Annotated in this window: 14 protein-coding genes; all 14 read left to right on the top strand. The window is 41.3% G+C overall.

Annotated elements, in window-relative coordinates; all coding sequences use genetic code 11:
- The first annotated feature begins 67 nt into the window (after positions 1–67).
- Entirely contained in the window at positions 68–538 is a 471-nt protein-coding gene (gene rimP / locus ACZ43M_RS10140) for a ribosome maturation factor RimP (RefSeq protein WP_464507281.1), read from the top strand.
- A gap of 31 nt (positions 539–569) precedes the next feature.
- Positions 570–1691 carry a transcription termination factor NusA gene (gene nusA, locus ACZ43M_RS10145; protein WP_464507282.1) on the top strand — a complete coding sequence of 374 codons (1122 nt, stop codon included), beginning with the start codon at positions 570–572 and terminating at the stop codon, positions 1689–1691.
- A 17-nt stretch (positions 1692–1708) separates the two neighbouring features.
- On the top strand, positions 1709–1993 hold the full coding sequence (gene rnpM / locus ACZ43M_RS10150) for an RNase P modulator RnpM (RefSeq protein ID WP_464507283.1): 285 nt from the start codon (positions 1709–1711) through the stop codon (positions 1991–1993).
- Entirely contained in the window at positions 1990–2292 is a 303-nt protein-coding gene (locus ACZ43M_RS10155) for a YlxQ family RNA-binding protein (RefSeq protein ID WP_464507284.1), read from the top strand. Before rnpM ends, ACZ43M_RS10155 begins: the two co-directional genes overlap by 4 nt.
- 19 nt (positions 2293–2311) lie before the next feature.
- A complete protein-coding gene (gene infB, locus ACZ43M_RS10160; RefSeq protein WP_464507285.1) occupies positions 2312–4624 on the top strand; it encodes a translation initiation factor IF-2 in 2313 nt (770 codons plus the stop codon).
- A complete protein-coding gene (locus tag ACZ43M_RS10165) occupies positions 4621–4902 on the top strand; it encodes a DUF503 domain-containing protein (protein WP_464507286.1) in 282 nt (93 codons plus the stop codon). The genes infB and ACZ43M_RS10165 overlap by 4 nt, the downstream gene beginning before the upstream one ends.
- 15 nt (positions 4903–4917) lie before the next feature.
- Entirely contained in the window at positions 4918–5289 is a 372-nt protein-coding gene (rbfA, locus tag ACZ43M_RS10170) for a 30S ribosome-binding factor RbfA (RefSeq protein WP_464507287.1), read from the top strand.
- Positions 5290–5374: 85 nt separating this feature from the next.
- The gene (gene truB, locus ACZ43M_RS10175; protein WP_464508001.1) at positions 5375–6295 is read left to right on the top strand and encodes a tRNA pseudouridine(55) synthase TruB; all 921 of its coding nucleotides are present in this window, start codon (positions 5375–5377) and stop codon (positions 6293–6295) included.
- Positions 6296–6324: 29 nt separating this feature from the next.
- Positions 6325–7275 carry a bifunctional riboflavin kinase/FAD synthetase gene (ribF, locus tag ACZ43M_RS10180; RefSeq protein WP_464507288.1) on the top strand — a complete coding sequence of 317 codons (951 nt, stop codon included), beginning with the start codon at positions 6325–6327 and terminating at the stop codon, positions 7273–7275.
- A gap of 170 nt (positions 7276–7445) precedes the next feature.
- Positions 7446–7715 carry a 30S ribosomal protein S15 gene (rpsO, locus tag ACZ43M_RS10185; protein ID WP_464507289.1) on the top strand — a complete coding sequence of 90 codons (270 nt, stop codon included), beginning with the start codon at positions 7446–7448 and terminating at the stop codon, positions 7713–7715.
- A gap of 233 nt (positions 7716–7948) precedes the next feature.
- Positions 7949–10066, top strand: a complete 2118-nt coding sequence (pnp, locus tag ACZ43M_RS10190; RefSeq protein WP_464507290.1) for a polyribonucleotide nucleotidyltransferase — start codon at positions 7949–7951, stop codon at positions 10064–10066.
- A gap of 247 nt (positions 10067–10313) precedes the next feature.
- Positions 10314–11261 (top strand): polysaccharide deacetylase family protein, encoded by a 948-nt coding sequence (locus ACZ43M_RS10195; protein WP_464507291.1) that lies wholly within the window; start codon positions 10314–10316, stop codon positions 11259–11261.
- 95 nt (positions 11262–11356) lie between these two features.
- Complete coding sequence (locus ACZ43M_RS10200; RefSeq protein WP_464507292.1) at positions 11357–12595, top strand: M16 family metallopeptidase; 1239 nt, start codon at positions 11357–11359, stop codon at positions 12593–12595.
- A gap of 90 nt (positions 12596–12685) precedes the next feature.
- Positions 12686–12928 (top strand): YlmC/YmxH family sporulation protein, encoded by a 243-nt coding sequence (locus tag ACZ43M_RS10205; RefSeq protein WP_464507293.1) that lies wholly within the window; start codon positions 12686–12688, stop codon positions 12926–12928.
- Positions 12929–13080: the final 152 nt, after the last annotated feature.

Consider the following 13080-nt stretch of genomic DNA (forward strand, 5'->3'; position numbering starts at 1 on the left):
CAGTAGTTTTTATGTATTTTTTATAATCGGCTGCTACATAGAAATGAAGTGGAAAAGGAGGTATAGCATGAGCAAAATAACGGAAGTTGTTGAAGAGCTGGCTGCACCCATTTTTCAGGAACTTGGTTTGGAGCTCGTAGAAATCGAGTATGTGAAAGAAGGAAAAAGCTGGTTTCTTCGCGTATATATCGATAAGGACACCGGAGTCGATATCGAGGACTGTGGCCTGGTAAGTGAACGGCTCAGCGAAAAATTGGATGAAGTGGATCCCATTCCACATAACTATTTTCTTGAAGTTTCATCTCCAGGGGCCGAGCGTCCGTTAAAAAAAGATAAAGATTTCGAAAAGGCAATCGGAAAAAACGTGTTTATCAAAACCTACGAACCAATTGATGGTGAAAAAAGCTTTGAGGGCACGCTGCAAGCATTTGATGGAAAAACAGTGAAATTGGAAGTGAAAATTAAAACCCGTACCAAAACCATTGAAATTCCTTATGAAAAGGTAGCAAATGCTCGATTGGCTGTGACTTTTTCGTAGAAATTATAGAAGAAAAGGGGGATACAAAGAAATGAGCAGCGAACTATTAGATGCTCTTATTGTACTGGAAAGAGAAAAAGGTATTTCCAGAGATGTTTTAATTGAAGCCATGGAAGCAGCTTTAATCTCGGCTTATCGACGAAATTTTAATCAGGCGCAGAACGTAAGAATTGACCTGAACCTGGAGACAGGTTCCATGCGTGTATTTGCCCGCAAAGAGGTAGTCGATGAGGTATTCGATCCACGCCTTGAAATTTCATTGGACGATGCGAGAAGAATTAATCCAAACTATCAAGTCGAAGATATTGTCGAGCTGGAAGTAACACCAAAGGACTTTGGCCGGATTGCTGCACAAACGGCAAAACAGGTGGTCACCCAGCGTGTCAGAGAAGCAGAAAGAGGCATAATCTATTCCGAATTTATTGATCGTGAAGAAGATATTATGACCGGTATTGTTCAACGCCTTGATGCTAAATTTATTTATGTCAGCCTTGGAAAAATTGAAGCATTGCTGCCAATTAATGAGCAAATGCCAAATGAACGATATAAGCCGCATGATCGGATCAAGGTGTTTATTACAAAAGTTGAAAAAACAACAAAGGGTCCGCAAATCTTTGTTTCCAGAACCCATCCTGGTCTATTAAAGAGACTATTTGAAATTGAAGTTCCTGAAATATACGATGGAACTGTTGAAATCAAGTCCGTTGCTCGAGAAGCAGGGGACCGTTCCAAAATTTCTGTTCATTCCGATAATCCGGAAGTGGATCCGGTTGGTTCCTGTGTCGGTCCAAAAGGCGCCCGGGTTCAGGCAGTAGTCAATGAATTAAAGGGCGAGAAAATTGATATTGTCAAGTGGTCAGACGATCCAGTTGTTTTTGTTGCCAATGCGCTTAGCCCTTCAAAAGTTGTTGATGTCATGGTGAATGAAGCTGACAAAGCAACAACTGTAGTCGTTCCTGATTATCAGTTATCTTTAGCGATTGGAAAACGAGGACAGAATGCTCGATTAGCAGCAAAATTGACCGGCTGGAAGATTGATATCAAATCAGAATCGGAAGCCCGTGAACTCGGAATCTTTCCACGTGAGGAAACCATTAGACTTTTTGATGATAAAGATGATAATGACTTCGATTATGAGGAAGAACTTGAATAAATAAGGGGTGAATGATGATGAACAGCAAGAGAAAAGTTCCTATGCGCAAATGTGTGGCAACCGGTGAATTGAAACCGAAAAAAGAACTCGTTCGCATCGTTCGCTCAAAAGAGGGTGAAGTATCCGTTGACTTGACCGGAAAAAAATCCGGCAGGGGTGCATACCTTTCAAAGGATAAAGAAGCCATCCTCTTGGCAAAGAAAAAGAATATCTTGGCCAACCATTTAGAGGTTTCAATCGCTGATGCACTGTATGATGAACTACTAGGGTTGGTAGAGAAGGAGAACGGGTCGTCCAAATGAAACAAAATCAATGGATGTCATTTCTTGGATTGGCCAATCGAGCAGGAAGAACTATTTCAGGTGAGGAGCTAACCGTAAAGCAAATCCAAAAGGGAAATGCGAAGCTTGTTTTATTATCCGCAGATGCATCTCAAAATACAACGAAAAAAATTACTGATAAGTGTAATTCGTATGAGGTTCAGATTAAAATAGTGGAAAATCGTTATCTTCTTGGCCAGGCAATTGGCAAGGAAGCCCGCGTTGTTGTAGCTGTTTTGGATGATGGATTCGCCAAGAAATTGAAACAATTGCTCGATTAAATCTTGCGGGGGTGAAAGAATGAGTAAAATGCGTGTTTATGAATATGCAAAAAAACATAACATTTCGAGTAAGGAAATTATTACGAAATTAAAAGAGATGAATATAGAAGTATCAAACCATATGGCAACATTAGAAGCTTCAGATCTAAAAAAGCTTGACGCTCTATACAATAAGAAAGAAACTAACGGGGCACAGCAAAAGTCTTCTAATGCTTCAGGGCAAAAACGTTCCAATAATAATAACAATAATAACAACAATAATAATAATAGGCCTGCCCAGCAAAATACTGCCAAAAAGCCACAAGCACAGCCAAAGACTACTCCAAAAGCGTTCGAGGAAGATGACGAAGTCGCTGTCCCAAATAAAGTGAAAGTGGCAGTCGCGCCGAAAGCCAAAGAAGGCAAAAAGCACGAACAGGAGTACCAGTCAAAAGAAAATAAAGCTTTCACACCTGGAAAAGGAAAGCAAAGGCCCCAAAATCAACAACAAAATCGGAATCGAAATCATAATCAAAATAGGAAGAAAAATCATGCACCTGTCCAGCAACAGGCACCGCAAAAGAAAAAAGAAAAGGAACTTCCTGCAAAGATTACGTTTAGTGAATCTTTAACAGTTGCAGAACTGGCAAAGAAGCTGCACCGGGAGCCTTCTGAAATTATTAAAAAGCTGTTTTTATTAGGTGTTATGGCAACAATTAACCAAGAGCTTGATAAAGATGCAATTGAATTAATTGCCGGTGAATATGGTGTAGAAGTAGAAGAAGAAATTAAAGTGGATACCACTGATTTGGAAACCTATTTCACGGAAGATGCGCCTGAAGCTCAAGTTGAGCGTCCTGCTGTTGTAACCATCATGGGCCACGTTGACCATGGTAAAACCACCTTGCTTGACTCGATTCGTAACACGAAGGTGACAGAAGGAGAGGCCGGTGGGATTACCCAGCATATCGGGGCATACCAAGTAGTTGAAAAAGGCAAGAAGATTACGTTCCTTGATACACCAGGACACGCTGCGTTTACTACGATGCGTGCTCGTGGTGCACAGATTACGGACATTACGATTCTCGTGGTTGCCGCTGATGATGGTGTTATGCCGCAAACAGTGGAAGCAATCAACCATGCTAAAGCTGCGGAAGTTCCAATAATCGTTGCAGTTAATAAAATGGATAAAGAAGCAGCCAATCCTGACCGTGTCATGCAGGAACTGACTGAACACGGACTGGTAGCAGAAGCATGGGGCGGAGATACCATCTTTGTTCCGATTTCCGCAAAGACCGGAGAAGGAATTGACAGCTTGCTTGAAATGATTTTACTCGTGAGTGAAGTGGAAGAATATAAAGCCAATCCGAAGCGTAATGCAGCAGGAACTGTCATTGAGGCTAGACTGGATAAAGGCCGCGGTTCTGTGGCAACACTTCTTGTGCAAAATGGAACATTGAAGATAGGCGATCCAATTGTTGTCGGAAATACATTTGGCCGAGTTCGTGCTATGGTCAATGATATCGGACGCCGCGTGAAGGATGCTGGTCCATCCACGCCGGTCGAAATTACCGGTTTAAACGATGTACCGCAAGCAGGTGACCGGTTTGTCGTTTTTGATGATGAAAAAACGGCCCGCCACATTGGGGAAGTCCGTGCCCAGCATGCATTAGCTGCCCAGCGCGGTGAAAAATCCCGCGTCAGCCTTGATAATCTATTTGAACAATTAAAGCAGGGTGAAATGAAGGATTTAAATATCATCATTAAGGCGGATGTACAAGGTTCAGCCGAAGCACTTGCCGCTTCCTTGCTTAAAATAGATGTAGAAGGTGTAAACATTAAAATCATCCATAACGGAACAGGTGCAATCAATGAATCCGATATCAGTCTGGCATCGGCATCAAACGCGATTGTAATTGGTTTTAATGTTCGTCCAGATGCAAACGCCAAACGTGCTGCTGAAGCGGAAGATGTAGATGTTCGCTTACACAGGATTATTTATAAGGTAATTGAGGAAATTGAAGCTGCGATGAAAGGGATGCTTGATCCAGAATTTGAAGAAAAAATTATTGGTCAAGCTGAAGTTCGACAGACATTCAAAGTGTCCAAGGTTGGAACAATTGCTGGTTCCTATGTAACTGACGGTAAGATTACCCGCGATAGCGGTGTTCGTGTAATCCGTGATGGGATTGTAATCTTTGAAGGAACAATCGATGCCCTAAAACGCTTTAAAGATGATGCCAAAGAAGTAGCCCAAGGCTATGAATGTGGAATTACCATTAAAAACTTTAATGACATGAAAGAAGGAGATGTCATTGAAGCGTATGTAATGGAAGAAGTGGAACGTAAATGATCATCGGCGCTGCCGAGTGTGAATTCCTCATATACGATGCCCATTCTTTAAAAGAAAAACGAGCTGTTCTGCAGCGGGTAATGACACGGTTAAAGCAAAAATTTAATGTGTCAGTTGCCGAGGTTGATTATCAGGATGTTTGGCAAAGGACTAAAATTGCCATTGTCGCCGTTACTAGTGCGAAAGTGGCAACCGAGCAAGAGCTAAACAATGCCTTGAAATTTTTGGAGTCATTTCCTGAAATAGAAAGAACAATCACCGAGATTGAATGGCTATGAAGAGGTGAAAATGAGATGAGCCACAGACCAAATCGTGTTGGTGAACAAATGAAAAAAGAGCTAACGGAAATCATTGGCCGTAAAATCAAAGATCCCCGGATCGGCTTTGTAACAGTAACCGATGTTCAAGTAACGGGGGATTTGCAGCAAGCCAAAGTGTATATTTCCGTATTGGGTGACGATGAGCAAAAGGAGAACACGCTGAAGGGCCTGGCCAAGGCAAAAGGATTTATCCGTTCCGAAATTGGCCACCGGATTCGACTCCGCAAAACACCCGAAATCATCTTTGAATTTGATGAATCTATCGATTATGGAAATCGTATCGAAACTCTTCTGCACGAACTCCATACGGATGATCAACACATGGAGCGGAACGAAGAGGAGTAATATTGTGGTAATACCCCAAATGGAGGGGAAATGGATAGACAAAAGTCTATCCATTTTTTTCGGAAATGAAGGGAAGTTGGATGAAATGGAAGGGATACTACCCTTATATAAACCTGCCGGATTAACCAGTCACGATTGTGTTTTTAAATTAAGAAAAATTCTAAAGACTAAAAAAGTTGGCCATACTGGTACGCTTGATCCCGATGTGACAGGGGTTCTTCCTATTTGTATAGGAAGAGCGACCAAAGTGGCGGAGTATATTACCGATGCCGGAAAGGCTTATGAAGGAGAGGTCACGCTCGGTTTTTCTACGACTACAGAAGATGCTTCCGGTGAAGTAGTGAAGAAAAAAGAAGTCGACCGGCCAATTTCACGTGAAGAAATACTGAGTGTCCTAAAATCTTTAACAGGGGAAATCAGTCAGACCCCACCGATGTATTCAGCGGTTAAAGTCGGAGGGGTACGCCTGTATGAATATGCCAGAAAAGGCATTGAGGTTGAACGGCCAACTAGAATAGTAACGATTTATGGTATTGAATTGGTGGATGAAAGAAGTGAGTTTACCGGAGAAGAAATTCGCTTCAAGTTCCGTGTTAGCTGCAGTAAAGGGACATATATTCGTACATTGGCAGTCATGATTGGAGAAGCGCTTGGATTCCCTGCCCATATGTCCAATTTGACAAGAATTCAATCGGCGACCTATACATTGGATGATTGCTTGACTTTTGCTGAAATTGAAGAACTGATGACTGAAGGGGAAATTTCGAGTGTATTAAGACCGTTGGAGTCCGCACTTTCTCATTTGCCGAAATTGCTTATTAATGATAAAGTATCAGAGAAAGTGAAAAATGGAGCACTTCTACCCATACCTGAACAGTTTAATAGCTATACCGGGCCAATTGTTGCTGAAACCAAGGATGGAATGGCACTTGCGGTTTATTCAAAGCATCCTGGTAAACCGGGCTTGCTTAAACCTGATAAGGTATTAAGAAATAATCAGATATAAGGTTCCAGTATAGAAAAGGTGAGTTTCATTTGAAAGTTCAAAAGTTAAAGTTTCCACTAGACACCGAGCATGATTATCCCCCATTAGCAATGGCGCTTGGATATTTTGATGGGGTTCACCGCGGACACCAGCAGGTTATTTTGGAGGCAAAAAGACAAGCGCTTGCTCTTGGCATCAAAAGTGCCGTAATGACATTTGATCCTCATCCATCTGTTGTATTGGGGAAAAGCAATACCAATGTCCAATTTATCACGCCTTTAGCTGAGAAAATAAAGATTATCGAAGAACTTGGAATCGATTATCTTTTTATTGTTCATTTTACAGTTGAATTTGCCTCGCTGCTTCCGCAAGAGTTTGTTGATCAATATGTCATCGGGCTTAATGCGAAACATGTAGTCGCGGGCTTTGATTTTACCTATGGACGGATGGGAAAAGGAACAATGGAAACCTTACCATTCCATTCCCGTGAGCAATTTACTTTTACTGTCGTCCCCAAATTCACAGAAAGTGACGAAAAAGTCAGTTCGACCAGAATTCGCACCTTAATTAAAGAGGGGAAAATGAACGAACTGCCTTCATTGTTAGGTAGATACTACACCACTTCGGGGCTCGTCGTCCACGGCGATAAGCGCGGGAGAACCATTGGGTTCCCTACTGCTAATATTGATACAAATAGCGACTATATCATTCCGCCAGTCGGGGTTTATGCTGTCAAAATGAAAGTGAATAATTGCTGGTATAATGGTGTTTGCAACGTTGGCTATAAACCTACTTTTAATAATGAATTAGTAAAGCAAACTGTAGAGGTTCATCTATTTGATTTTGCGCAGGATATTTATGGGGCAGAGGTTGTCGTCGAATGGCATATGTACCTGCGAAAAGAGCAAAAGTTCTCAGGGATAGACGAGCTTGTGACTCAAATTAATAAAGATAAGGAACATTCCATTGCCTATTTTCAGAAAAACCGACAAACGATCTGAACTTTGCCGATCAAATAGGTTTTTCTACAATATCTAGGGCGATAAAACTTGCATTTTGCAATAAAACGTTGTATTCTTAAATACGTATTAAAAATAACCTTTGCTTGGCAAGACGAGTCACCGACGCTTGCTCGGTAACAGGGGATTAGGAAATTAGGAGGTGAATACGGATGGCAATCACTCAAGAACGCAAAAATGAAATCATCAACGAGTTCAAAACTCATGAGAACGATACTGGATCTGCAGAGGTTCAAATCGCTGTCCTTACTGAGCAAATTAACAAACTCAACGATCATTTACGCACTCACAAAAAAGATCACCACTCACGTCGCGGTCTTTTGAAAATGGTCGGTAAACGTCGTAATCTTTTGACTTACCTTCGTAACAAAGATGTTCAACGTTACCGTGTGTTAATCAATAAGCTTGGTCTACGTCGTTAGTATTTCAGAAGCGGGATTTTTCCCGCTTTTTTGTTAGTTATAAAACTATTTGTTTTTTTTGCATCATACATATTTTTAAGTTAACACTTTTTTGTGCATACTAATACTAATTTAAATGAAAACATAGGCTTTTCAAGCCATTATTCATATATTTATCTTTAGAAAGATGATTATTGCGACTGTTTTGTTCGCATCATCCTCCTAAGTGATTTAGATAGAGAGGGGCAATAAATATGGACCAAGAGAAACATGTGTATTCCATAGAATGGGCTGGCCGCAAACTGACGGTCGAAATCGGACAACTTGCTAAGCAGGCAAATGGTGCCGTAATGGTCCGCTATGGAGATACAGCAGTATTAAGTACTGCAACTGCATCAAAGGAACCAAAAAACTTAGACTTTTTCCCATTAACTGTTAACTACGAAGAACGGCTGTACGCAGTCGGTAAAATTCCAGGCGGCTTTATTAAACGTGAAGGACGCCCGAGTGAAAAGGCGATTTTGGCCAGCCGTCTAATTGACCGGCCAATTAGACCGCTTTTTGCAGATGGCTTTCGAAATGATGTCCAAGTGATTAGCATTGTCATGAGTGTGGACCAAGATTGTTCGACAGAAATGGCGGCTATGTTTGGTTCGTCTTTAGCTCTTAGCACTTCAGATATTCCATTTGAAGGTCCAATTGCTGGAGTAGTTGTTGGCCGGATTGATAATGAGTTTGTGATTAATCCAACTGTGGAACAGGCAGAAAAAAGTGATATCCATCTGACAGTTGCTGGAACAAAAGATGCCATTAATATGGTTGAAGCGGGTGCTCTCGAAGTACCAGAGGAAATTATGCTTGAGGCCATTATGTTTGGTCATGATGAAATCAAACGCCTGATTGAATTCCAAGAAAAAATAGTTGCCGAAATTGGCAAGCCAAAGAGAGAAATTACGCTATTTGAATTAGATAAAGAACTTGAAGCTGAAGTCAGAGGCATGTGTGAAGAAGATTTAATTGCTGCTATTCAGGTTCAAGAAAAACATGCCCGTGAGGATGCTATTAAAAACGTTAAAGAGCGCGTGTTATTAAAATATCAGGAGCAAGAAGCGAATGATGACGATCTTAAACAGATTAAACAGATTTTGGACAAGATGGTCAAAGCGGAAGTACGCCGTTTAATTACGGTTGAAAAGGTTCGCCCGGATGGCCGGAAAATTGATGAAATTCGCCCATTGTCGTCACAGGTTGGCATCTTGCCGCGTACTCATGGTTCAGGATTGTTTACCCGCGGTCAAACCCAGGCGTTAAGCATTTGTACACTAGGTGCTATGGGAGATGTTCAAATCCTTGATGGACTTGGAATTGAAGAAGAAAAACGCTTTATGCATCATTATAATTTCCCTTCTTTTAGTGTTGGGGAAACAGGTCCAATTCGTGGACCTGGCCGCCGTGAAATTGGCCATGGTGCATTAGGGGAACGTGCCCTAGAACCAGTTATACCATCCGAAAAAGATTTCCCATATACAATCCGCCTAGTATCCGAAGTTTTGGAATCAAACGGTTCCACTTCACAGGCTAGTATTTGTGCTAGTACATTGGCAATGATGGATGCAGGGGTGCCAATTACAGCACCGGTTGCCGGAATTGCCATGGGTCTTGTAAAATCGGGTGAATATTATACTGTGTTAACCGATATCCAAGGAATGGAAGATCACCTTGGCGATATGGACTTCAAAGTAGCTGGTACGTCAAAAGGTGTAACAGCCCTGCAAATGGACATTAAAATTGAGGGTCTTTCTCGTGAAATTTTAGAGGAAGCTTTACAGCAGGCCAAAGTGGGCAGAATGCAAATTTTGAACTCGATGCTGGCAACACTTAATGAACCTAGAGCAGAGCTATCTAAGTTTGCTCCAAAAATCTTGACAATGACCATTAACCCGGATAAAATCCGTGATGTTATTGGACCAAGCGGTAAGCAAATCAATAAGATTATTGAGGAAACTGGCGTAAAAATTGATATCGAACAAGACGGTACCATTTTTATTGCATCCAGTGACCCTGAAATGAACCAAAAAGCGAAAAAAATCATCGAAGATCTTGTCCGCGAGGTAGTCGTAGGACAATTGTATCTTGGAAAAGTAAAACGAATTGAGAAATTCGGAGCCTTCGTCGAGATTTTTGCCGGCAAAGATGGACTAGTCCATATTTCCGAACTGGCTGAAGAAAGAGTTGGAAAAGTCGAAGATGTCCTCAAAATTGGCGATGAAATTCTTGTGAAAGTAACCGAAATTGATAAACAAGGCCGTGTTAACCTATCCCGCAAAGCCGTTCTTAAAGAGCAGCGAGAAAAAGCGGAACAAAATCAATAACCAGCCTTAGCATTAAAAAGTCAGGGGCATAAGCTGTCCCTGACTTTTTTCACATTCTTTGAAATTTGAAACTGTATAGCTCCATCGCCTAGGGGCTCGGGGTCATAAGCCAATCCGTCAAGAAGGCTAAAAAACAGCCTTCCTGCCGGCTCGTCTTATGCCTGTCGCCCCTGATCAAGGCGCTTCCGCTTTATGTTCTACCTTGTCCCTTAGATACATAATCTGTATAGAAGAGGGGGAAAGGTAAATGAAAAGGGTAAGTTTAATTTTAATCATATGCTTAGCTGCCTGGGTAGCCGTAAACAATCCGTTTGTAAACAAATATCTTAGTACGCTAAAGCCTGCTGAACAACCCGCCTTAAAAGAGACGGATGAGCTTTATCAAGAGATTGTTAAACAATCTTCTACATATGAACAACCTGCTTCTGATGCCAAAATAGACCGAGTATGGAAGGCGATGCCTGGGTACAACGGGGTTAAGATTGACGTTGAAGCTTCCTATAAAAATATGAAAGCAAAAGGGGCTTTTGACGAAAAGAAACTCGTCTATTCGCAAATCAAACCGAAGGTCAGTCTAAATGATCTGCCGCCCTCACCCATTTATAGAGGGCATCCCGATAAGCCAATGGTTAGTTTTATCATAAATGTTGCATGGGGCAATGAGTATATATCGGACATGCTGGCGACCTTGAAAAAACATAACGTCTCAGCTAGTTTTTTTCTGGAAGGCAATTGGGTTAAAAAAAATCCTGAACTGGCAAAAATGATCGTAAGTGCCGGTCATGAGGTGGGCAACCATTCGTATTCCCATCCTGACATGGCCAAGCTCACTGCAGCACAGGCTAGAGAACAAATGGTAAAAACAAATGAAATTATAGAAGCGGTCACTGAAAAGAAAGTGGAATGGTTCGGACCGCCAAGCGGCAGTTACCGGGATGAAACCGTTAAAATCGCATCAGAACTAAATATGAAAACCGTATTGTGGACAGTGGATACCGTTGATTGGAAAAAACCGACACCGGATGTCTTAATAAACCGAGTAATTTCAAAAATTGATAATGGTTCCATGGTGTTAATGCATCCAACTGACTCCACTGCAAAATCGCTGGACCGACTAATTACATTAATTAAGCAGAAAAACCTAAAAATTGGCACAGTATCCCAATTGATGAACGAAGAAAGAATCATAAAATAATCGGGTCAAAGACCTAATAGTTGGATAAAATAGCTATTATAGGTATAATTATCTATTGGAAGAAGCATCTGTTGTTTGAAGACAGGAGGAAGTCGATGATAAACAAATATACATGCCAAAATGGAGTAAGAATTGTATTAGAACAAATTCCTACCGTTCGCTCGGTCGCAATTGGGATTTGGATTGGAACGGGGTCAAGAAATGAAAATCCGCAAACAAATGGAATTTCCCATTTCCTGGAGCATATGTTCTTCAAAGGTACAAAGACCAGAAGTGCCAAGGAAATTGCTGAATCCTTTGATAGCATTGGCGGACAGGTAAATGCATTTACATCCAAGGAATATACTTGTTATTACGCCAAGGTTCTCGATAATCATTCTAAATTCGCTTTGGACGTCCTTGCTGATATGTTCTTTAACTCAACCTTCGTGGAAGAGGAATTAAAGAAAGAAAAAAATGTTGTCCTTGAAGAAATTAAAATGTATGAGGACACACCAGATGACATCGTTCACGATTTGCTTAGCCGGGCAGTTTACGAAGATCATCCACTCGGTTATCCGATTTTGGGAACGGATGAAACATTAAATACTTTTTCCGGGCAATCCCTTAAAGATTATATCCATGAACGCTATACTCCTGAGAATGTAGTTGTTTCCATTGCTGGGAATGTGCCGGAAACCTTTATTAAAGAGGTTGAAACCTATTTTGGTTCTTATAGCGGTGGCAGTAATGAGGAATTTGAGAATATCCCAGGGTTTCATTCCAATCGGATTTCCCGTAAAAAGGAAACAGAGCAAGCCCATCTTTGTATTGGATTTGAAGGGTTAAAGGTGGGACATGAGGATATTTACAGCCTGATTACCTTAAATAATATTCTTGGCGGCAGCATGAGCTCCAGATTATTTCAAGAGGTTAGGGAGCAGCGCGGTTTGGCTTATTCGGTCTTTTCCTACCACTCTGCCTATCAGGATAGCGGGATCGTTACGATCTATGGCGGAACAGGGGCGAAGCAGCTGGATGTTTTATTTGAAACGATTCAGGAAACGCTCGATAAATTAAAACAAACGGGAATTACCGACAAAGAATTGACGAACAGCAAAGAGCAGCTAAAAGGCAGCTTAATGCTAAGTCTCGAAAGCACAAACAGCCGGATGAGCCGTAACGGCAAAAATGAGCTGTTATTAAAACGCCATCGTTCTCTTGATGAAATCATTGAACAAATTGACCAAGTCACTAAAGCAGGCGTGGACGAAATGGCACGAAGTATCTTTACAGATAAATTCTCTGTTTCATTAATCAGTCCAGACGGAGAATTCCCAAATAAATTAATCTAAACAGTTCGGTTTCCGAACTGTTTTTTCATTAGTCTAAATAGGGACTTCCTTCTATAAACTATTAGAAAAGGGTAGAGAGGAGTTCCAGGTATGAGGCTGAGCGAGTTAAGCGGGAAGGAAATAGTCGATGTGAAAAAGGCTGAGCGGCTTGGTGTGCTGGGCCAGACCGATTTGGAAATCAATGAAGCAACCGGACAAATCCAAGCTTTATTGATCCCTTCGGTAAAATGGTTCGGGTTCCGTAAACAAGGGGAAGAAATTCGGGTTCCGTGGCAGCATATCAAAAAAATAGGTTCAGATATGATTATTATCGATGTCCAAGAAGAGGAATAAATACTTTGAAAGCTCAAGCAAATCGATTTGCTTGGGCTTTTTTTATTTCTCGCAGTTGGAATACTCACCGAATGAATCATCATTACATAAGATGTTGAAGTGAAAAGAGGAAAGAGAAGCGCGAAAGGATCTTTAAAAAAAGAAGGTGAATG

The organism is Neobacillus sp. B24 (assembly GCF_055381825.1).